Annotated in this window: 13 protein-coding genes, 1 tRNA gene and 1 pseudogene; 5 read left to right on the top strand and 10 right to left on the bottom strand. The window is 46.2% G+C overall.

Annotation, left to right across the window (positions count from 1 at the left end):
- Positions 1–117: 117 nt before the first annotated feature.
- Positions 118–3633, bottom strand: a complete 3516-nt coding sequence (locus O1721_RS06485) for an AAA domain-containing protein (RefSeq protein ID WP_032647086.1) — start codon at positions 3631–3633, stop codon at positions 118–120.
- Positions 3634–3865: 232 nt separating this feature from the next.
- Here O1721_RS06485 and O1721_RS06480 point away from each other — a divergent pair, with 232 nt between their 5' ends.
- Both O1721_RS06480 and mcrC read left to right on the top strand, forming a co-directional pair.
- Positions 3866–5260 (top strand): MrcB family domain-containing protein, encoded by a 1395-nt coding sequence (locus O1721_RS06480; RefSeq protein WP_032647084.1) that lies wholly within the window; start codon positions 3866–3868, stop codon positions 5258–5260.
- The gene (gene mcrC, locus O1721_RS06475; protein ID WP_032647082.1) at positions 5260–6306 is read left to right on the top strand and encodes a 5-methylcytosine-specific restriction endonuclease system specificity protein McrC; all 1047 of its coding nucleotides are present in this window, start codon (positions 5260–5262) and stop codon (positions 6304–6306) included. Before O1721_RS06480 ends, mcrC begins: the two co-directional genes overlap by 1 nt.
- 95 nt (positions 6307–6401) lie before the next feature.
- Here mcrC and O1721_RS06470 read toward each other — a convergent pair whose 3' ends face one another.
- From O1721_RS06470 to O1721_RS06455, 4 genes are all read right to left on the bottom strand, one after another.
- On the bottom strand, positions 6402–9650 hold the full coding sequence (locus tag O1721_RS06470) for a type I restriction endonuclease subunit R (protein WP_032647079.1): 3249 nt from the start codon (positions 9648–9650) through the stop codon (positions 6402–6404).
- Entirely contained in the window at positions 9647–11038 is a 1392-nt protein-coding gene (locus tag O1721_RS06465) for a restriction endonuclease subunit S (RefSeq protein WP_032647077.1), read from the bottom strand. The genes O1721_RS06470 and O1721_RS06465 overlap by 4 nt, the downstream gene beginning before the upstream one ends.
- Complete coding sequence (locus O1721_RS06460; RefSeq protein ID WP_032647075.1) at positions 11038–13398, bottom strand: type I restriction-modification system subunit M; 2361 nt, start codon at positions 13396–13398, stop codon at positions 11038–11040. Before O1721_RS06460 ends, O1721_RS06465 begins: the two co-directional genes overlap by 1 nt.
- 259 nt (positions 13399–13657) lie before the next feature.
- Positions 13658–14671, bottom strand: a complete 1014-nt coding sequence (locus O1721_RS06455) for a restriction endonuclease (protein WP_032647073.1) — start codon at positions 14669–14671, stop codon at positions 13658–13660.
- Positions 14672–15328: 657 nt separating this feature from the next.
- Here O1721_RS06455 and O1721_RS06450 point away from each other — a divergent pair.
- The 3 genes and pseudogenes from O1721_RS06450 to O1721_RS06440 all read left to right on the top strand — a co-directional run bounded on the left by O1721_RS06450 (position 15329) and on the right by O1721_RS06440 (position 19920).
- Positions 15329–16420, top strand: a complete 1092-nt coding sequence (locus O1721_RS06450; protein WP_032647072.1) for a Shedu anti-phage system protein SduA domain-containing protein — start codon at positions 15329–15331, stop codon at positions 16418–16420.
- A 66-nt stretch (positions 16421–16486) separates the two neighbouring features.
- A pseudogene (locus O1721_RS06445) lies at positions 16487–17028 on the top strand (phage polarity suppression protein).
- Between the two features lie 345 nt (positions 17029–17373).
- Complete coding sequence (locus O1721_RS06440; RefSeq protein ID WP_050489256.1) at positions 17374–19920, top strand: HD domain-containing protein; 2547 nt, start codon at positions 17374–17376, stop codon at positions 19918–19920.
- Between the two features lie 51 nt (positions 19921–19971).
- Here the strand turns inward: O1721_RS06440 and O1721_RS06435 are convergent, their stop codons facing one another.
- The 5 genes from O1721_RS06435 to rraB all read right to left on the bottom strand — a co-directional run bounded on the left by O1721_RS06435 (position 19972) and on the right by rraB (position 23563).
- Entirely contained in the window at positions 19972–21225 is a 1254-nt protein-coding gene (locus O1721_RS06435; protein ID WP_032647070.1) for a tyrosine-type recombinase/integrase, read from the bottom strand.
- Between the two features lie 163 nt (positions 21226–21388).
- Positions 21389–21473, bottom strand: a tRNA-Leu gene (locus O1721_RS06430).
- Positions 21474–21579: 106 nt separating this feature from the next.
- A complete protein-coding gene (locus O1721_RS06425) occupies positions 21580–22302 on the bottom strand; it encodes a hypothetical protein (protein WP_032647068.1) in 723 nt (240 codons plus the stop codon).
- 30 nt (positions 22303–22332) lie between these two features.
- On the bottom strand, positions 22333–23091 hold the full coding sequence (gene miaE, locus O1721_RS06420; protein ID WP_023295833.1) for a tRNA isopentenyl-2-thiomethyl-A-37 hydroxylase MiaE: 759 nt from the start codon (positions 23089–23091) through the stop codon (positions 22333–22335).
- A gap of 46 nt (positions 23092–23137) precedes the next feature.
- On the bottom strand, positions 23138–23563 hold the full coding sequence (gene rraB, locus O1721_RS06415) for a ribonuclease E inhibitor RraB (protein WP_008501374.1): 426 nt from the start codon (positions 23561–23563) through the stop codon (positions 23138–23140).
- Between the last annotated feature and the right edge of the window lie 92 nt (positions 23564–23655).

Below are 23655 nucleotides of genomic sequence, written 5' to 3'. Positions count from 1 at the left end.
GCCGTGAACAGAATGGATTTCGACAGTAGTACGAGTAGTGCATGGCAAATTACCAGCCAAATATCTGGCGTGAGCCCCCGTCAACGTATCCGGGTGCTCACGCAATTAACAAGCGTTTTATAACTGCCGTTGCTCAAGACTGGAATAAATCGTTTTGATCTCAGCTTTTAAGCTATCGCCGCGGTAGACCATCGATGTGTCATATCGCTGGTACCTTTCCTCTCGTGTGGCGCTAAACCAGTTAAAGGAACCAATACACAGCAGACCCTCATCACCAATCACAATTTTACTGTGGACACGATTAACCAGTTTCGTCGTGATGCCCATCTCAGCTAATTTTTCTACAGCTTCATTTAAGCGCTGATGTTTCTCTTTACGCTTTTCATAATCTGCATGGTCGATATTCGACTTTTTGTCCGTTACTACAGTGATATCTATACCCCGAGCGCGTGCCTGCGCCATTGACGCAAGAAAACCGGTCTGCTCCAGCTTTTGCCAGGTGAGCCACGGGGAAACGATCGTAATGCTCTGATTAATAGCGTCAAAAGTTTGGTTCAGAAACGCATCATGTTGCTCCACTCCGTGTAGAGTTGAAATCTGCGTTTGCGAGGTACCTAAATCCTGGCGCTCCTGAAACTCAAACTGCAATGCATTTTCAGTGGACGCAAACAGATATTTTGCCAGCAGTCCCCGTGGTGACGATCCGGGTTGGATCTCAAACAGGTCCATATCGCCAAAGACCAGGAAGCTATCTTTCGCACGCGAAACGGCAACGTTCAGCATGCTGCTGTCGCTGTCGATAAATCCGCCATCTTCATGTTTCGAATATACAGGAGAGAACAGCACAATTGCCCGTTCCGCTCCCTGCAATGAGTGGACCGTACCTACTGTCAGTGAGCTTTCATCACCGTTGCAATTGATATCCAGCTTACGCAATGACGATTTAATCGCGCTGACCTGCGCCGAAAATGGAGTCACAACGCCGACTAATTCATGTAACGGTTTTTTGTAGTGCCGCTCAATCTCTTCTTTATGCGCTGCAAGCCATGCCGCTATCGTCTTCGCTTCAAAGTCGTTATAGCGACTTCCACCGCTTGCCTGCATACCTTTACCATCTATATGCAGATAGCCCATTGCAGGGAATAGGGCCCCTTTTTCTTCCCCTCGTTTGGGCTGCAACTTGCCGTGATAGCAGAGGGTGTTACAGTAGCCAATGATGTTATCGAAGCAACGACGGTGTTCATAAAGGTACATCCCCCTCGCCAAATCCGGATCGTACTGGTAGCGCGAGTTAAATTGTGCAACCTTCATAACGCTGCCAGAGGCAGCACTTTTTCCAGAGTCACACACCAGGGCATACGCTTCAGTAAGTTCTTCCTGCGTACCTCCCGGAAGAATGTTCTCCTCGACCATGTTGCCGATATCAATACCAGGCAGACTATTCCAGATAGGCGCAATCTGTTCTGTGTCACCAATTACCAGGGCTTTCTTCGCCAGTGCAAAGGACGCTGCGGCAACCTCAGGGAGTACCTGCCCCGCTTCATCGACAATTAGCAAATCGGCGAAGTTATATAAGTAGCCATCATCAAACTTCTTGCCGCCAACATGTTCCCTGATGAGCATATGGTGAGGAAGCATAAAGCAGGTCATCACGACACAAGGGGTAAGCTTCATTCTACACAGCCAGCGGGCTTTAATGGCCTTCGCCCCTTTGAGACCTTTTTCTTTTTGAAGGTTATCGATAGCAGCCATATCCATCAGCCACCGACCTTCCCAGTAATGCGTCGCCAGCAAAAACGCCGGGAAACGGAGCCGTGTATCGGCAAGCTCATCGGCTTCGTGCAGACTTAACTCTGTTTCGCCCGGATTCCCCAGTGAGTGAGTAATCTCGCGCCAGCGCATAGCTGCTTCGCTTTCACGTCGGGAAATGTCCTCAGCAAGATCCATTTGCTGCTGATACCCGGCCTGCTCTTTATGAGCTTGTTCAATCAATCCATCGATAAAGGCATCAATTCCATCAGGCTGAGCTCCCTGGAATGCTGTCATTCTTTCGCCAAACGTAGCCTCCAAAAACAGCTTCATTTGATAGTGACGCTTAGTACGAACGGCGGGAAGCCAGGAGAAGAGAGCGAACATGATCGACTCACCGGCTCGATATTGTTCCCACTGTTTTTTGCCCTGCGTTAATAGCGAGATTTCATTTGTGCTATTAAGCAGTGACGTTCTTTTATCCTCAATATACTGTTCGAGATCGTCGCTGACGGCGCTCCGCTCCTCGCGGATGGCGTTCAGGGCGTCCCACGCAGGCTCGATTTGCTCAAGCTCTGCAGAGAGTTCAACTAAACGCTGATGCAAGAGATCCACAACCTGTTCAGGTGAATGGCATTCCACAGTCGGAAATGCTGCACTTGCCTTTTCAAGGAAAAAGAACCGGGCATCTTCTAAATATTCAAGGGATTCAACGCGGTTAAAAAAGTCTTCCGTCTGGTATTTTTTTGCTGCCTCGGCTTTTCGGCTTGAAGAAGGGAAGTAAGCGCCAAAGCTTTTTACATCAGGTAACCAACGCCCGGCCATAGGCCCAGTGCCGGTAGCAAAATCTTTTCCGAACGCCTCAATAATGTTTGTAACAGCCTGATTGTTGGTTGAAGTCGCAATCACCACTGGTGGTTCAGTTTTGTTAAGCGCCGCCCTCGCCCACTCCGTGGCAATAATAGAGAGCACCAGGGTGGTTTTTCCGGTTCCCGGAGGACCGTTGACGGCAAGAATATCGCCCGGCTGCTGAGTGAGATAATGGCTAAGCGCATCGCGCTGTGCGACAGCCAGCGGAAATTGATCGCCGGAATGCCCCAGACGCTCACTGAACATGGCATTACTGGCAAGAAGCGGCTCAACAGAAGATTTATCTTTTGAAGCAAAGCGCGCCAGTAATGGCACCTCTTTTTTGCACGACAGCAAATGATCGTACATGGGCAGAATATGAATGCTGGCGCCGCCAGACTGGTTGGCTTTAATCACATAGCCATATCCAGCCAGCTCATATTGCTCTGGTGAATCGAGCCATTTCCCGGCCACACTTTTTAAAAGTTCATTTGTCTCTTTAAGGTACGTTTGCCACAACTGCTTATAGCGAGCATATCGTTCCGCCCGCTGTTCGTCTGTTTCCTCGCGCTGTTCATCCTCATCCCCGGGACCAAAAGTGACCGAATCATGTGTGGTTTTGTATCTGTCATATTCCCTCATCTCACCAATAGAAAAGGTACCTTTAGGGAGAGGTTCAAGCAGATCGCGGGGAATGGTTGCAGGAGATGCGGGGAACAAAAAACCCTCTCGGTTCAATAGTGCGGAAGTCACCAGAGGCGTAACTATACCGGGTGCACCTGCCGTACGTTCCTTGCCATGCTTTAACAGGCGGATCCATACCTGCGGCCGTAACATTACCTCGACGGTCTTAACCTGCTCGTCTTCGCCCTCGAAGAACGACTGCACGATCTCTTCATCCAACCTGCCCCGATCGACGTTCATCCACTGAGTAAATGACTCTTCATCTTTACGCTCAAATGCCCCTTTTCCAGACTCGGCATCAGCTAAGGTATTACGCCAGTATGAAGTGAATCCCTGAGTGTTACTGTCCATTCCCCATCCCGTGACTTAAATGAAATTATTGATTTAGTTGATATAAATTCTTCATATGATTAAGTATTGTCCACGTTGCGAGCGGGATCGCAATAATTATTTGGCATGCACGAAGGAACTGATTTCAAAGACAGAATATATTCACTGAAGAGTTCGAACTGTTACGATTAACAGTAGCGATTCGTCCTGGTGGGCGTCATAATGCACGACAGGCTTCGCGTCAGGAGTAGAAATGCTATCAGTTCAATCATGGCTTGAAAAATTTGTTGAACAGGCCGATCAGAAAATTTCACAATCAACTAAAGACTACCCAGATACACTTCATGGACTTAAGGTGAAGGTTAGTTTCGGCTTTGGTAATTACAGTTCTGTTCCCTGGATTGCATTTCTTGCTGAGGGTCAGGAAGTGTCTCATGGTATCTATCCTGTCATACTTTATTATAAAGATTATGACGAACTTATACTTGCTTATGGGATAAGTGATACAACGATACCTCAACTTCAATGGCACTTTAACTCTGATATACCAGTGACAATTAGAGAGTATTTACATACTAACCTTGGGATATACCCAAAGAAATATGGTCAGTCTTACTATGCGTTCTCACAAAAAGTTTCCAATGGAATTGATTACGCAAAATTTGATGAAGAGATTGAAAAAACAATCAATGTCTATAAAAAAATATTTTCCAACTCCAAAATATTGCCCCACCCAGATACTCACTCCATTACTATGGTTAAAAAACCTTACGATATAAACGATGCATTGAACGATCTCTTTATTCCTCAATCAACAATAGAAACGATTATTAAACGTTTGATGGTAAAGAAAAATGTCATTCTGCAAGGTCCACCCGGAGTAGGCAAGACCTTCGTAGCACGCCGCCTGGCTTATCTGCTTATGGAAGAAAGGGACTCACAAAGAGTTGGCATGGTCCAATTTCACCCATCTTATAGTTACGAAGATTTCGTACAAGGTTTTCGCCCAAATGGTGATGGCTTCCAACGGAAAGATGGGATTTTTTATAGCTTCTGTCAGCAGGCTCTGAAAGAGCCAGATAAAAAACATATTTTTATCATTGATGAAATTAATCGGGCGAATTTAAGCAAGGTTTTTGGCGAAGTCATGATGCTTATTGAACATGATAAGCGTGGTGCTAACTGGGCAGTACCTCTTACCTACTCAGAAAATTACAGTGAACGGTTTTATATACCTGCTAATGTCTATATCATTGGTTTAATGAATACAGCAGACCGTTCTCTGGCAGTCGTCGACTACGCTCTCCGCAGACGCTTTTCATTTATTGATATTGAACCCGGATTTGAAACAGAGCAATTTCGTACTTTCTTACTGGATAACAAAGCCGAGCCTGAATTCGTCGAATCATTATGTTTTAAAATGATGCAATTGAATAATGAAATCAGTAAAGATCCTGAAATACTCGGAAAGGGTTATAGGATCGGGCACAGCTATTTTTGCAATGGTTTAGATGATGGCAACCAACCAGATGTGGAATGGTTCAGAACAATCGTTTTTTCAGATATAGCGCCGTTGCTTGAAGAGTATTGGTTTGATAATCCTGGTAAAAAACAAAACTGGCTCGACCTGTTACTTGAGGACATATAATGAATCAGCCAGCGATCCCAATACGTAACATCTATTATATGCTGACTTATGCATGGAATCATTTACAGGATGCTAAAATAGTAAATCTTGATGCGATACCGGCCAATAACTTACTAGATATACTCGGACATGCTTTAAATAAATATGTTCTTTATCTTTTTCGTCGGGGGTTTGAGCTGGATTACCAGCCAAATACGGAACTAATCTCAGGAGTAAAAGGAAGGGTGAATCTCACTCAAACACTCCGCGGTTTACATATGACACAAGGAAAAACAGTCAGTACTTTTGATGATCTAAATCCGGATACGCTTGCAAACGAAATTATTAAAAGTTCTCTGACTGTATTAATCAAAAATGAAAATTTAAATAAAACCATCCGAGAAGAATCTCGCTCTATTAGAGCAAGAATGCCAGAAGTGAAAGAAATTAATCTATCTCCCCTTCACTTCAATAAAGTGAAAGTTAGGGCTAGTAATCGTCACTATAGATTCGCAATTAGTTTATGCAAGTTTATTGCAGAAAATTCTATAAGCAATCAAAAAAATGGTAGTTATCGTTTTTATGATTTTGAACGTGATGAACGTAGAATGTCGCTTCTTTATCAGGAATTTTTATATCATTTTTGCATGCGAGAATTAAAAAATGCTGAAGTTAAACGCTCATATTTGAAATGGGATGCATATAGCGATACTGATAAAAATTTAACTTTCTTACCACGAATGGAAACAGACATAACAATAACCAGCAATAACAGAACCTTAATCGTTGATGCAAAATATTATAAGAATATCTTTTCTAGCCGTAACGAAACGCAAAAGTTTCACTCATCTAATCTCTATCAGCTGATAAATTATTTATTGGCCTATAAACCTACGCAAGGTCATAAAATTAGCGGGTTGCTAATTTATCCTCATGTTAAGGGAGCAGTAAAACATCGATATAATGTTAGCGGTTTCGATGTGGGGCTATGTACTATAAATCTTGATCAAGAATGGACGCAGATTCATAAAGATCTATTATCTATCTTTACCGAAAATTTAGAATAATTAATTAGATAATGGACTATAAGATCAAGGGGTAACCGAAGATTTTTTATAATTCAGCCACTCGTCACTCCGGCGCCCCTTGAATCGAATAATTGCTAAGCCCCTTTCAACATATCAAACACCACGCGGGCAAAGCCCTTCGCCAGTTCAGGATTAGAGAGATATTGCACCATCATCTCCTGCTGGGCTTCATTGCTGTCCATAACAGCGTCATCAATCGCCTTCGGGAAATCCCCCAACATCGCCTGTTCGCGCGTATTGTTCGCGATCTGGGTCATCACCGCCTGGTTTTCTGACAGCTTGTCGCGCACCGCAAAGGCATAATTGATCATGTCTTTATCGGTCAGATTATCGGTGACAAAAAGCTCGTTCAGACGAGCCAGGATATTTGAAAGAAACTCCTCTTTCTTGTCCTTTGGTTTCTCCGTTCCGACATCATTACCCGGTTTGATTTTGTATTCTTCAGCATCCTCTTGCAGCTTCAGGTGCTGTTCGTGGAGTTTGGACAGGCGGTAATGGCTCATCTCCACGTTGCTTAAATCAATTTCATCTTCTTCAATACGCTGTTCATGCAGTAACGGACGCAAATGGCGAGCAAAGAGACTCAGCTTTTCAAGGTTCTTGTCGTCATAATCGACGATTTGCGACATAAACTCGTAAAAGCGGACAAAGCTGCCGAGATCTTTCTTGAAGATATCCAGCTTACTTTTTTCTTTCTCGCAGTCCTTAAAGGTGTTTTCCGCATTGGTGATCAGCACAACATCGCCGGTTTTCTTAGTGCGTTCAAACATCTCTTTGGCCAGCACATAGGCATCAATCGCTGAGGTGTAACGATGCTTCCAGCGCTCTACCGCAGGTTTGCAGATATTGCTAATGGCCGCGTTGGATTTGTTTTTACTGAAGAACGCCTCACAGAACTGCTCCACTTCGTTCCACAGGAAAATACCGCTGGTACGCAGCTTTTCATAAAGCTCAAAGACTAACTGCGGATCGCTGACATCCATCAGCTCTGCTGTCTGGTAGTACGGCTGGAAAGCCCCCAAAATCTCGTCAGGTTCGTTGTAGAAATCGAGCACAAACGTGCCGGACTGTGCCTTCCCAGGATAGGTACGGTTCAGGCGCGAAAGCGTCTGTACGCATTCCACGCCGCCCAGCTTTTTATCCACATACATGGCACAGAGCTTAGGCTGATCAAAACCGGTCTGGAATTTGTTGGCCACCAGCATCACCTGGTAGTCGTCAGTATCAAACGCTTTACGCATATCCCGGCCTTTCAGCCCTGGGTTCATATTGATCTCAGTGAATTTCTGGTTAAGCAGCGCAAGGCTGTTGTGGTCATCTTCATGGAATTCCACTTCCCCGGAGAACGCCACCATCGCGCTGATCTTGTCGTACTTTTGCTCGGCGATGTATTTATCGAACGCCAGCTTGTAGCGCACCGCCGCTTTACGCGAACTGGTCACTACCATCGCTTTTGCCTGGCCGGCCAGTAAGTGCATAACATGCTTGCGGAAGTGCTCAACAATCACCTTCACTTTCTGCGACACATTATGATCGTGTAGCGAAACCCACTGGTTGAGTTTGATCTTCGCTTTATTGCTGTCCACTTCCCGATCAGGATCGTCCAGCTTTTGCAGCAGCTTGTACGCCACCTTGTAGTTGGTGTAGTTCTTCAGCACATCAAGAATAAAGCCCTCTTCGATGGCCTGGCGCATAGAGTAAACGTGGAACGCTTCCGGTTTGTTCGTTTTCGATGCCGGTTCCTGCGGGTTAGGACGACGGCCAAACAGCTCCAGCGTTTTGGCTTTTGGCGTGGCGGTGAAGGCGTAATAGTTGAGGTTGTTACTGCCTTTACGCGCCGCGACGGTGGCATCCAGAATATCTTCAGAAGACATTTCCACATCGTCATCCACTTCTTCGGTCATCAGCACTTCTTTCAGCTGACGCGCCGTAGAACCGCTCTGCGAGGAGTGCGCTTCATCGGCAATCACCGCGTATCTTCGCTGCTTCAGGCTGACGCTATTTTCAATCGCCTTCAGGACAAACGGGAAGGTCTGGATGGTGACGATAATGATCGGCTGCGAGTTTTCCAGCGCGCTGGCCAGCTTTTCTGATTTAGAACCGTCGCCTTCTTTGTTATTGATACGCCCGACCACGCCGTCCTGATGTTCAAACTGATAGATGGTGTCCTGCAGCTGATCGTCAAGCACGGTGCGGTCCGTCACCACAATCACCGAGTGGAACTGCTTCTCGCCATTTTCATCGTACAGGCGGGAAAGCTGATGGGCCGTCCAGGCGATAGAGTTGGATTTGCCCGACCCCGCGCTGTGCTGAATCAGGTATTTATTGCCGGTGCCTTCCACCGTGGCGGCGGTGATCAGCTTGTTCACCACATCCCACTGATGATAGCGCGGGAAAATCAGGCTCTCACTTTTGTACTTCAGGCCAATGGCATTTTCTTTTTCGACGATTTGCAGATGCACAAAACTGGCGAGAATTTTCAGCAGATTATCCGGCAGCAGCACCTCGTTCCACAGATAGCTGGTGGCGTAGTCGTTGGCATCTTCCGGGATATCATTCCCCGCACCGCCATCATGGGTGCCTTTGTTAAACGGCAGGAAGAAGGTTTTATCGCCATCGAGTTTGGTCGCCATAGACACTTCGTACTGGCTGACGGCAAAGTGCACCAGCGCGCCGCGCTTAAAGGTCAGCAGCGGCTCGGGTTTGTTGGTGCCTGGGTCCTTTGGCAAACGCGTTTTCTTATATTGCGTAATGGCGTTTTGCACCGTCTGCTTAAATTCAGACTTTAGTTCTAGGGTAGCTATCGGCAGGCCATTGACGAATAGCACCAGGTCGATACGCCATTTCTTCGCCTTAACACCCGTTTCTTCAAATGCGGCCTTCGACGCATGCGGGCTGTAAACCAGTTCCGGTACAATGCGGCAGATATTCTGTTTGTAGCGCGTCAGAGTTTCCGGATTGAGATTATGTTCCGGCTTAAACTGACACAGGGAAAAACGCGCATTATGGCTTTTGATACCATGACGCAGCACGCCTAGGGTGCCGTAAGTGCGCGAAAGCATATCGGTGGCGTTGATATCCGCTTTTTTCAGCTGCGCCACCAGCACATCAAGAAAATGACGTTCGGTATCCGAAGGATAAATTTTGGCAAACTTCTCCCATTCCTGCGGCTGTGTGATCTGCACAAAGGCCAGTGCATCCTGCGAGTACAGTGCACGTTCGCGATCGTAGCCGTCGGTTTTTCCACGAATCCAACCTCGATCTTCCATCTGAGCGATCATTTCATCCTGGAAAATCAGCTCTTTGGTGCTGTCCATGCTCATGCGGTGGCCTCCTGTGGCTCCTCAACATTCTGTGTGTCTGGGGCAACCCAATCACGGACGTCGATTTTTCCGGTGACGGCGGCGGAGATCAGGGCGGTGCGGCGCTCTTGTAGCAACTCTATCTGTTTGAAAGCTTTCTGAGTTAAATCATCAAATTTGTTCAACGTTTTTTGGACGAAATCAGCTATATCATTCTGCTCATTTATCGGAGGTACAGGAAATACAAATTCAATAGCGTCCGATACGTTAAACTGCTTTTGTGCTGCACCATAAGAAGCAAGATCAACTTGTTGTCTTCCAACCCAGACATTCATTGCAGCACATAGCCAGTCAGAGTTGTAACTGCCTCTTCTGATGATGATAATTGACGCGCAATTAGAGCCCTCTAAATCATCGGTAACCACTGACGTGATTCCAGGATATCCAACACGTACTGAGACTAAATCTCTACTATTTAATCTTGAAGGAAGTAGTTTATTGCTATCTTGACGTGAAATTCGTCTTGTTTTAGTTAAGTCAAATCCAAACTCTTTAACATCACCACCAAATATAAAATAGACACCTTCATCTTTAGTATATGTAGAAGGATTAATAACGAGCCCAACACCAACTTTAGGAGAGATATGTTTTAACCGTTTTAAAATCCAATGCTCCGGCATTTTCCCCAACCACTCAACACCAGAATCTTTCATCGGCACATCAGGGTTTAGCCCTTTGGTGACGGCATGGCTGATAACTGCCTGACGTTTTTCTTTCAGCAGTTCAATCAGTTGCTGTTGCTTCGCGATCAGATTATCAATTTTTGCGGTTTCGTGATCGAGGAAAGCAGCAATTTTCGCTTGCTCATCTTTTGATGGAAGCCATATTGAAATATTTCGTAATATTGCTTGAGTGATACTAAATACTTTGACCCCTTTGACTGCATGCCGCACTTGCGATCTTAACTCTTTGCAATCCAAGAGATAAGCATAAAATCTACTATTCTCTCTTTCAAAAGGTCGCGCAATAATTGTGTGGTACCCAGCAAACGTCACTGTATCACTCACTAATTGCGTAAAATTCCCGGATCCATTTATATCTTCTGACGTATCAGCAAAAACAATATCACCTTTGGTCAATAACGAGTTGGAGTTATCTTTGAGATATTTATCACTCACACACTTTAAAGTGTGAATTTCTGGGTCAACTTCGAAACCATATTTCGAGTGTACTTCGCCATAATTCACACACGGAATACCTTCATCCTGAAGATGCTCTTTCGTGATGGTAAGCCCTTTACCAAAAACAAATTGGTAACGAAGTTTACTAAGTTTCCAGTGCTCAGGAATCGCCCCCAACCACTCAACCCCAGAATCCTTATACTCCGGATACGCCTTATACTTAGCCATCAGGAATGTACCTCCTGCAGCAGTTTCATAATCTCGGCGCTGACCGCGTCCAGGTCGGCATCAATCTCTTCCAGCGGGCGCGGCGGCTGATAGACGTAGAAATGGCGGTTAAACGGAATTTCATAACCGACAATCCCCACTTCACCATCTTTAGCATCGCGCTTATCGGCGTTGATCCACGCGTCATTCACATGCGGCAGAACTTCTGCTTTGAAGTAGTTTTCAATCAGGTCACTAGTGGACACTGCCGGATTTAGCGGCACGTTTTCGTTATCGCGCAGCTCACCGTCTTGTTCAAACTCGACCACTTTTCCCTTGTATTCAAACGCACCGTACAGCGGCTGAGCGGCTTCTTTCAGCGCCTTCTTCACCACTGGCTCGGCATCCGGGTTTTTGGTGGTGATGGCATCGATAAACTGCTTGTTCTCTTTCGCATCCAGCTTCACGCCAGCCGCTTTGATGGCCCCTTTCAGGGTTAGCTGGAACTGGTTGAAGTCATTGCTCACCAGCATTTTTCCACCCGCCTGCGTACCCAGAGCCGTCTGAGTCTGCTGCGCTTTTTCCATCAAGGTGCGCTGCGCCAGCCACAGCTTGTTGTCGAGCAGGTCTTTGATCTGCTTTTCTTTAAGCTCGGAAAATTCAGCTTTGATGATGGCACGCGCTTCGGCTTCCAGCTCGGAGAAATCACCGTAGGTGTCATCCTGCCACTGGGATGCGAACTCTTCATACAGGCGTTCCATCGGTACGTTAAACGGCTTCGGCGCAAAGCGCAGAGTCGCAATCGCCTCGTCCGTGACCTGAGCGGATAACCGCAGCGGGCGTTCAATGGTGAGGCGGCGATAGCCAAAGTCGGTGCTGTTAAAGATTTTGCTGGCGAAGGTTTTCGGCGCTTCGGTTTTGGCAGTGGCAGGCTGACGGCCACGACTGGATTTTTGCTCGGCGGCTTTCTCCAGACCCAGTTCGTCCAGTGTGGTGGCATCCACCACCTTAAAATCACCGAAGGTCTGGGTGATCAGTTTGATATCGTCCTCGCCCATCAGGTTACGCTTGGAACCCAGCGATTTGCGCATCTTGACGCACAGGTTGGTGCCATCAATCAGCTGCACTTTGCCTTTACGCTCAGGCGCTTTTTTGTTGGAGAGGATCCAGACGTAGGTGGCAATGCCGGTGTTATAGAACATGTCCGTTGGCAACGCGACGATGCCTTCCAGCAAATCGGCTTCCAGAATGTAGCGACGGATTTCACTTTCACCGCTGCCCGCACCGCCGGTAAACAGTGGCGAACCATTAAGGATAATCCCGATACGCCCGCCGTTGCTCACGGTGCCATCCACATTGTGGTTGTCGCGCATTTTGCTGATCAGGTGCATCAGGAACAGCAGCGAGCCGTCGGAAACACGCGGCAGGCCCGGTCCAAATCGACCGTTAAAGCCTTTCTGCGTATGTTCGTCGTTAATCTCTCCCTCAATCTTCTTCCAGTCCACGCCAAACGGTGGGTTAGAGAGCATATAGTCGAACTGGTCCTGTGGCAGCTGGTCGTTAGAGAGGGTGTTACCCAGCTTAATACGGCTGACGTCCTGACCTTTGATCAGCATGTCGGCTTTACAGATAGCGTAGGATTCCGGGTTCAGCTCCTGGCCAAAAGCACGCATCACCGCGTTAGGGTTCAGTTCGTGCACATACTCCATGCCTGAAGAGAGGAAACCGCCGGTTCCGGCCGTCGGGTCGTAAATGGTGCGGATGATACCGGGCTGCGTCAGGGCTTCATCATCTTCCATAAACACCAGCGAGGTGGTCAGACGCACGATATCGCGCGGGGTGAAGTGCTCACCAGCGGTCTCGTTAGAACTCTCCGCGAAACGCCGAATAAGCTCTTCAAACACCAGACCCATCTCATAGTTGGAAATCGCTTTCGGGCTCAAATCGGTGGTGGCGAATTTCTTCACCACCTTGAACAGCAGATTGGCGTCTTCCAGCAGTCCGACAAACTCACTGAATTTGAAGTGTTCGAAGATCTCACGCGCGTCCGGGGAGAACGCCTGTACGTAGCTTTCCAGGTTGGCTTTGATGTCGTTCTGCCCCATCTTGCCCAGATCCATCTTCGAGGTATTGAAGAAGGAAAACCCGCTGGCGCGCAGCAGAAACTTCTCTTTGGCATCTTCCGGCAGCGGGCTCATTTTTAATTCATCATATTTCGCCACCACCGCGTCTTTGGTCTCCGCTAACACACACTCAAGGCGGCGCAGCAGCGTAAAGGGAAGGATCACGCGCCCGTACTGGGACTGTTTAAAATCACCGCGCAGCAGATCAGCCACCGACCAGATAAACGCAGCCGTTTGAGAAAAGTTAGTGTTAGTCATGAAGCCCTCGGAAGAGATCGCAGCCCTGGAGCAAAATGCTCAGGCAAAAATTCAGTTTTGGAATGCAGTGCGCAAAATAATACCTGCTACAGGGACTATCGCAACCGATATGGGACAAAGAAATGAATACTGCTATTGAGAAACAGTTGAGGAGAGCGGTAGCTGTGCTAGGTTAATGTCCTTCTACATTCAATGAGACTCATAAACGCCAAATGCCAGACAAAAAAGCCGCCCTGAAGCGACTTAATTGCCGTAGAAGCTAATTTTTGGCAGGAATATAGGTTTTCTTGAGAGGCACCAGCAGCTTAGTATCAATATCGACCTGCTCATAGTTTTCGATAAGCGCTCTGACAAGGTCATCCAGCGTCCAGAGCGTCAGCGGTATCGTCGAACGATCGGCTTCATATCGAGCATCCTTTGTAAAGCCGCCAGTACTAACATAAAGCCCACGATCGTCTTTATGACGGCCGCCAATAAAACTGCGGATTTGCTGACTTCCCATCTGTTCTCTGCGGTGCTTTACCTCAACGATAATACGCGGATTTTCAAAACCAAATCCATCAGGTGAAGCGATGATGTCTTTACCACGATCAGCTCCTGCGGGTGACACCTGAGTTTTATACCCCATACTGCGTAAGACTCCGGCGACAAGGTCCTGCATCTCATCCCAGTCGAGTGAGTTGATTCGATCTTTAATCCCCTCAAATGCAAGCATTTCCATATCACGAAGCGGGTCTGAAACAACTTCATCCTCATCCATTGGAACTGAATTCTGAGTAATAACGTCAACTGTGGGTTTCTTATCCTGTAACAGCTCTACTAACGCATACTCTGGTAGCTGGAAAACCGTCAGCGTAGAGCCCAGTGTATTTTTAGTAGCGACAGACAATCGATCGCGGTCGATTTCTTCATTATTCCATTTAACCTGGCGAACGATTCCCATACCTTCTTCCACCCATTCAGGATGGTATTGAAAGTCGGAAGTAACTTTGCCTAACAGATAAGTACGATTGGCTGGCGAATAGGTAATAACCCAATCACCCTTTTGAATTTCATTCACAAAACGCCAGACCTGCGATGCGCCAGAACGGGCGGTACCCAGTTTCGTTAGTGGATCAGCTTTCTGGTATAAAGCGAGCAACTGGACGCGTGTTAGGCCAGGTTTGACTAAAGGAGCCAGTTGGGACCAACCAATACCTACAATTTTTTTATCGCGAAAATCATCATAGAGTTTGCCGCCGTCGCCACGAATCATCCACATTCTGTTGCCCATATCAGTCCCTTCAATGATGAAAATTAATTAGTGGATAATAAACTTGTTAACCACAAACGTCAAAATTATCAATAACAACTGCCTAATATCCTTGCTAGTATTTCACAATCATGTCTTTCATTCAAATGACTAAGAAAGATGCTTGAAGGTAATATGTAATGCCCCTTCAGAAAATATTCCATGCTATTTTATCTGCTAGCTACATTCGTAGTACTCATAGGAATGGACCTTTAGAATCAACTAGTAAACGGCAACTCTTTCCCATTCATGAACCAAATCCATGTTATGTAATCAAACTAAAGGATTGGCTCTTCATTTTTATGCGTGTCTTGAATATGTTCGAAATTCAACAGCAATTTGTGTTATTTCATAAAGGAATATCGCTACCTAGAAGGCTAGAGCATACTCAAAGAGTTAGTAAGATAGTAAATTCATAGTTTGAAAAAGGAAGGTTATTGACAACTTTTGAAAGTCGACGATTAATATGTTGTCGCGTTGGGATGCGAAGTACCTGAGTTCATCCTGTTCTCTGCAAGGTGGATCAGCAATGCAATGAATATTTTGTATCTATAGGATGTTGGCTACTATCTATCGGCCTGATATTATGTCAGTCCTCGATTGTATTAGTATAAGACCAGGTACAGGGAGAAAAGTAAGGTGAAGATCAGCGATTTTATATTTCAGTTTACGCCAACTAACTTGTCACGAACGGATAGCCTATGCAGAGTACGTATTTTCTTGAAAGACAACATTATGCATGCACTACTTACAAACATTGATGGAAAATACAGTCCCGCAAGTGTTACAAATTCCGTTGAACATATTAGAAAGCAGCTTATAGAAAAAGGATTTATCTCAGATAACACTCTTATTATAGAACATTACGAAGACCGGTTATCTGGCTATGGTTCATTTGATAGGGTAACATTTGGTCCTGGTGGCTCGCCCAGATGGGAGAGCATTTCTATTAATAAAATTAGCGAACGGTTTGGTTGCAATCATCAGGAACTAGTCGATAAGACACTAGAAAACAAAAGGTTATTCAATGAACTTGAACGACTGCATGAGACAATTCGTCCGTTTACCACTAACACCTGGATTGAGGACTATGCTGTTCTGTCCCGACGGTACAAAATAATGGATAAAGCTATTACTAAGAGTGAATTAGCAGAATTTTTATCTGATAACCCGATAGAAAGAGAGCTGGCCAAATTTTTTAAACGTGATCTCGCTTTTTTTGCCGATATGTATGCTTTTCCTTCAGAAGAATATATCGTAGTTCCAGAACTTAAAATTGAAGAAGGTTTTGTGGATTACGCCATATTTTCTGGCCGTTCACGAATGGACGTTACTCTTATTGAAATCAAAGGTGCCAATTTCGATTTAATGGGTTCAACGGGTTACCATAATTTCTCTTATAAAACTAATGAAGCGCTACAACAAGTCAGAGGAAGACAAGGCACCATTATCAGGAATTACCAAAAATTTCGGGAAAATTTTCATGGTATTCGAGAAATGATAGAAACGGACAAGCATAAATTTGAGGCTTTTTGCGGACCAAAAGGAAAATTACTGGTTGATCCCAATAAAGATGTAAATATCAGAACGGTGGTTATCGCAGGCCGATCTAAAAACGATCTGGAGGAAAGCATTGAGCGGCACAACCTTGAAAGAAATTCCTCGCTTCCCCTAAGGTTAGAGAGCTGGGACAGCTTGCTCAATAAGCTGTCCGGGCAGAGAGCAGCGTAGTGTTAGAACTATTATCCATATCCGCGTACAGGAGACTGAAGTTAATCGCACCGGAGCGTACCAGCCATCCTGAGAAGAGTATGTCTGGGGAATAAAGACGTCTGGCTCACCGCCGTAAAGAACTCACGCAGGTCGAACAGGCATACCGCGAACAGCTTGCAGGCAGCGGGCACAGCGGCCGAAGCCTGCAAACGCTGCGCGAAATTATCGACGTGAAAAAATGGGAAATTAATCAGGCTGCCGGGCGTTTTATCCGCTCGCATGAGGAGGTGCAGCGAATCAGCATCCGTAACCGTCTGAATGATTTTATGCAGGCGCACGGCGCGGAGCTGGCCGCCGCCCTCTCCCCGGAGCTGATGAATTATCCCAGGCAACATCCCGCCGTTCAGCGCTGCGCCATGCAGCACTCACTCGACTGTCTGCGTGAGGCGCTACAGGTCTGGCTGGCCGCCGGTGAGAAAATTAATTATTCGGCACAGGATAATGACATTTTAACGGCCATCGGATTCAGACCTGACGCGGCTTCGCGCGATGATAATCGTGAAAAATTCACGCCTGCACAGAACCTGAATTGCACCCGCCGCCGTACAGAACTGGCCGTGCAGTAGCCCGCTAAAAAAAATCCCCGAAAATCCCTCCATTTTTACGTACAAAAGCCATGCATGCATAGGTGCATGGTTTTGCATGCGTTTTAACGACACTGAATACCCCGCCAGCGCCAGCACTGGTGCACCCTGAGGCCGATCATGCACCTGCATTAAAAGCGCCCCCTTAAGCGGGCAGGCGTGGCGGGGAGAGCATTGCGCGCCAAACATTCAAGTGATTTATTTAGTAATAAAAACAAACATATGTTATAAGCTCGAAAAGCCAACAAAAAAGCACAAATGGCGAATCCATCTCTTCTCATCGAAAACAACCAAATAGAAATTATTTAGCATTAGAAAGGAACCAATATGATAAATTCTTTTGAAAAATCCAACCTTTGGCAATTAACTTTGGGCTTGGCCGACAATGAAGATATTGAAAGATTGAGGAATAGTTATTTTGACTTTAGAAGAAAAATTGAACCTTTAGTAAAAAACATTGAATTTGAAATTCCTGGGCTGACCATCCATGATATATCTCACATAGATTCACTTTGGGAAGTAGCCGATCAAATAATTGGTGAAAATTATTATTTAAACCCCATTGAAGCATATGTTTTAGGAGGCTCGTTTCTGTTACACGATGCAGCTCATGTAAGTGCAGCATACAATGGTGGTTTCACTGCTTTAAAAGAGAGAGATGAATGGAAAGATCTTATCTCACTAAAATACAACAATATTGAGCCAGAAAAAAACTCTGAATTAGAAAAAAGAGCTTTATTTGAAATTGTTAGGCAATTACATGCAAAACAAGCAAGAAATTTAATTCAACAATCTTGGAAGTCTGAAACAAATCAGAACTATTACTTTCTTATAGCTGATGAAGAGATTAGAGACTATTACTCAGAAATAATTGGGGAAATAGCTGAAAGTCACCATTGGTCAGCAAAAAAAGTTAATGATAGTTTCTCAAATAGAGTAATTAATCCCCCTGCATTTTTCAAAAGTACAAATTGGGAAGTCGACCCTCTCAAAATTGCATTTATTTTGCGTACAACTGATGCATCGCATATAGATTCGAGAAGAGCGCCTACTTATGCTTTCAATATTCTTACCCCGCAAGGTCTTTCCAAGGACCATTGGCATTTCCAAAATAAACTTGGTAGAGCTAAACTGGTTGATGGAGAAAACCTGAGAGTATCATCGGGATCCTCATTTAACGAGAATGAACGTAATGCATGGTGGTTAGCATTCGATACAGCACGAATGATAAATAGAGAACTTAAAGATGCTAATAGTTTTTTAATCGAATCAGGCCGCCCTCCTTTAGCAGCTAAATCAGTATTAGGTGCAGAATCACCAAAGTCTTTTTCAAAATATGTACTAGCAAATAATTGGGAACCTGAAGATATTTCAGTTCATGTGAGCAATCTTCCAAGACTAATTTCAACATTAGGAGGAAAAGCACTATATGGGGAAAATAAATACGTAGCTCTCAGAGAATTAATCCAGAATGGATTTGACGCTATCATTGCAGCTCGAAATCTCGGCTATCTTGAAAGCTTTGAAGGTCACATAACCATCCAACTAAATAAAATTGATAACGAAAGTTGGATGTTAAATATATCTGATAATGGTTTGGGAATGAGTAGATATGTGTTATCTGATGTCCTCCTCGATTTTGGTAAATCATTATGGAACCATGATACTGTCAGGTATGAACACCCAAAACTTGCGCAGACTGGTTTTAGTTCAATTGGTCAATTTGGAATTGGTTTTTACTCAGCTTTCATGATATCTAACCATGTGAAAATCATAACACATCGATATAAGCTGAAATCTGATGAATCCAATTCCCATTGGAAATTAACTTTCCCTAACGGCCTTGAAGAAAGACCATTTATTTCAAAACCAAATGAACAAGAAGAATTAAAAAAACATGGCACTACCATATCACTTCGTATTGAAAATGAAACTCTAAATGATTTATTGATACCAGAGGAAGAGGAAGAGGAAAAGGAAATAATTAGTGAAGAGAAAATGCAGGGTAAACTTAAAAAAATCATCAAATGGATATTTCCTGCATGTGAAATAGACATTTATTTGATCACAAAAGAAAAAACTGAAAAAATAATAAGCGCAAACGATTGGTTGGAAATATCTGACATAGATCTACTTAGAAGAATACACAATAAAAGTAAAGAAAAAAAACTTTATCCATTAAAAGTTAATGGGCGTACTGTTGGACGTTTAAGAATCACTAGCCACTATTATTTTCTAATTAATGAGTACCCACCTTTAATTGTATCCTACAAAGGGGCTCGTGCAGGGCAAATTTATGGCCTTGATGGTTTATGCTTATCATTCGAAAATAATGAAAAAGCAGAGAGAAATGATGCTTTACCAAACTATCCTCTTGAAAGCTGGATTGATTGGGCTAGGGAAATTGTCAGTTCAGAATCAATGCTCTCGATTGATCTTTTACTTAAACTTCACATTCTCTTGCCAAATGACGATCTAAATGTTTGGTTTATAAGCAATAAAAGATGTTCATTATCCGATATTAAAAATCTTCTGATTTCCTCAGATGAAATTCTCTTTCATATCGGCGATCTGGAATACGATGACGATGATAGTGTAAGAAAAACAGATTTCGAACGTGATTTAATGCTCGAGAATAATGTCATAGTTAGCCATTCAAATAGTGTTTATCATTTCCACGAAGCATTCACATTTGATAAGGTAATTGAAAAATACAATCTCCCTAGAGTCAGTTATGCAGAAAAACTTGAAGATCTAATTAAAGAGATTTGGGGAGATTTTGAAGAGAAAGAGGAATACGAAGTCATTGGGTTAGTAAACAACACCGAAATAATGAGAAGGGTGACAAAATACTCTAAAGTTACTTTTAAGTAAAAAAACGCATTGCAGCGATAAGTTAGGAAATCGTTGCAATGCTTTTGGCTATCATAATTTAGCAAAATCAAAGGGCGTTACTGGCATAAGTTTATTTATATCAAGGTAATCAGCCCACCATTGAACCATTAATCGACGTTCATCCAAATGCTCAGACGTATGAATATAAGCCGCACGCACATTATTACGCTCTGAATGGCTCAACTGTCGTTCTATCGCGTCGTCACTCCATAACCCTGACTCACCCAACGCACCACGCGCCATCGTTCTAAATCCATGTCCGCACACTTCAGTTTTAGTGTCATATCCCATTGCACGTAATGCGCTGTTTACTGTGTTTTCACTCATAACCTTTGTTGCGTCATGATCTCCCGGAAAAAGCAGCTCTCTTTCACCACTAATCTGCTTTAACTGGTGTAATAAATTCATCGCCTGACGACTAAGCGGAACGATATGCTCCTCTTTCATTTTCATTCCACGATACGAGTAACGAACGCCTTTAATTTCTTCCCGTTTTGAAGGAACGCGCCACAAAGATTTATCAAAATCAAACTCATTCCAACGCGCGAAACGTAACTCACTAGAACGCACAAAAGTTAGTAAGGAGAGCTCGACCGCGATCCGAGTCATTACACGGCCACGATATGCAGCAAGACGAGTAAGAAACTCAGGGAACCGGCTTGAGGGTAAAGCGGGGTAATGTCGCGATTTGGTTGTCGATAGCGCACCGGCCATATCACTGGCTGGATTTGAGTCGATGTAATCGTTCTGAACTGCATAACGCATAATAGCCGTGACACGCTGCTGAAGACGCTGCGCGACGTCATGCTTACCACTGGCATCAACTTTTTTAATCGGGGCTAACAGGTGGCTAGTTTTAAGCTGGCGAATGTCGGACGAACCGATGTGAGGGAAGATATAAAGCTCAAGATAGCGAAGAACGCGTGATCGACGGTCTTCACTCCAGCGCTTGTTACTGGCATGCCATTCACGGGCAATGGTTTCGAAAGTATATGCCCCCGCATTCTCGGCCTGAGCTTCTTTCTGTTCGGCTTTTGGGTCAATCCCCTGCACTAACAGCTTTTTAGCTTCGTCGCGCTTTGCTCTTGCTTGAGCTAGCGTCACCGTAGGCCAAACACCAAAAGCGAGGCGATCCTCTTTTTTGTCAGAGGGGCGTCGGTATTTCATGCGCCAGTATTTAGAACCCTTGGCCGAAACCTCGAGATACAAACCGCCGCCATCGGCCATTTTGTAGGTTTTGTTTTTTGGCTTTGCGGTCTCGACCTGTCTGGCGTTGAGCTTCATTTGGGGGCACATTTCTAATCGAAGTTAAGATGCCCCCAATTATGCCCCCAATGACATCCGGATTTCAACGGACAACCTCGGACGACTCAGGACGTAAAAATCGCTGAAAGCATTGATTTTTAAGGGATAATTGGACTTTCTCGGATGGTCTTGGAAGTACTAATGGTGCCGAAGGCCGGACTCGAACCGGCACGTATTTCTACGGTTGATTTTGAATCAACTGCGTCTACCGATTTCGCCACTTCGGCACTGAAGGGGATGCGGAAACGTTGTGGATTATACCTGTCGCGCGCCGCCATGCAAGCGACGACGCGCGAAACCCACTCTAAGTGCCCAAAAAACCAGCGCCCTTCGTCACTCCAGCTCAGACACCGCCAGACGAATCACCCCCGCCGCCTTCTGCTCCGGCAGCGCCAGCACCTTCGCCCACATCGCCTGCACCATATCGCAGGAGAGCTTTTCCTTGCCTTCTGCCTTCTCTGGCATCTGCAACAGCTGGATGTCCTCGCCGTACTTATCGGCAAGTGCCTTCATAATCGGTCGGACATCCTCGACAGCCGCCTCGCGCTCGGCCTGGGTCACGGTGTGGCGGTTTTTGCCGTAGGCGGCGCGCATCATGTCGGCATCGGCCTGCATGCGCCGGGTCATCAGGTCTTTATCCAGCATGCGCATCGGATTCACGCCGCCCTTCACCATCGGGTAGAGGAAGCGGAAGCAGGCGTCGTCGCTCACCTTCTGGATGGCGGCGGTCTGCTCCATGTTGATGGTCATGTAGTTCACCACGTTGGCGTCCGGGGCGTTTTGCAGGCGCGACATCTGCAAATGCAGGATCTGCGGCTGGATGGTGTCGATAATCTGCTGCTCCGGCTCGCCCGCTTTTTGCAGGGCTGCCATCTGGTCGAGGATGCGCTGATGCAGCGCGGGCTCCTGCTCCTTAATCACCTGCCAGGCAGGCATCGCGTTGAGGGTGGTATCAATCTGCGCTTCCGGAGCGCGTTGCCTGTCAAAGAACACCCAGAACGCCACGGCGGCGGCCGCGACAATAACAACGACCGTACTGATCCACGTTTTTTTCATCTCGCATCCTTATCCTTGAGTTGTGCCGGTTTACACCGGCACGCCGCTGTGGAAGCGAAACTCGTGGTCCGGTGTCGAGATAAGTGTGGCTTCAATTTCGCCAAAAAGCTGTATGCGCGGTGAGATATCGTCGTCGCTCACCTGCTGGGCCAGCGTCAGGTAGTCCTGATAATGGCGCGCTTCCGAGCGCAGCAGCGAGAGATAGAACTTCTGTAAGTCATCGTCGAGGAACGGGGCCAGCGCGGCGAAGCGTTCGCAGGAGCGGGCTTCGATGTAGGCGCCGCAGATGAGCTTGTCGATTAGCGTCAGCGGTTCGTGGGTGCGCACTTCCTTCAGCATCCCTTTGGCGTAGCGGCTGGCGGTGATTTTGACGTACGGAATGTCGCGGGCTAGCATCGCCTCGCGCACCTGCCAGAAGTGGTGCAGCTCCTCTTTAATCAGCAGCACCATGCTGTCGATGAGCGCCTGGCCCCACGGGTCGTCGGTTTTGGGCATCACGCTTTTGCCAATCTGCTTGTGCAGGGCGATGAAGTCCGGCTCCGGGCCGTCGCGAAAGGTGAACTGTTCGTAAGGTTTGAGCCAGTCGAGCAGCGCGTCGGCACCGCTTTCGTCGGCGACGTATTTACGCACCAGCAGCAGCGCGGTCTGGGCGGCCTTGAGCTCGCACACCATGTGGTCGGTGAGCAGCAGCGGCAGGTTCGCCGGGTCGCGGGCTTTATCAATCCATGCTTGCGGGGTCGGGCACTGGAGGAAGTTGAGTACGGGGGCGAGTATCTGCGGGTAATCCATGGTTCTGCCTTGAAAAAGCGGTGGCGCGGGCCACCGCCTGGAACGCTTAGTGACGCACGCCGTCGTCGTCTTCGTCGACGTAATCTTCGTCGTCGCCTTCTTCGCCGTCTTCACCGTTCGGATCTTCGAAGTAGGTTCCCCAGCCGTCGTATTCCACGTCAAACTTCTCGGCCAGGTTCATCAGCTGTTCTACCTGCGCGTCGATCAGCTCCGCCTTCAGCGCGCCTTCGCTCAGGATGTCGCAGCAGATGACGGTGTCGCCCTCTTCCACTTCCAGCTCTTCCGGCTCGGTCACTTCGTAACCCAGCTTGAAGGCTTCCACGGCCATTTTTTCCAGCGCGTCGAAATCATCCGCAGAGAAATGGTGTTCGATGGTGTACAGCGCGTCCGGATCGCTACCGTCTTCCAGCAGTTCTTCAATAATCAGACGCGTCTCTTCGCGTTGCTCTTCCAGTAATTCCGGGTTTGCCATGGCTCAATCCTCTTTAAAGTGCGGCAGATACTTCTATTTTCACACACGGACGGGTTTGCCTCCACCTTTGTTGGAAAGATTTGTGAAACGGG

The organism is Enterobacter cloacae complex sp. HYC033_NIDB, assembly GCF_056673335.1.
The sequence above is the reverse complement of the archived record's forward strand: the minus strand, read 5'-3'. Positions and strand labels throughout refer to the sequence as shown.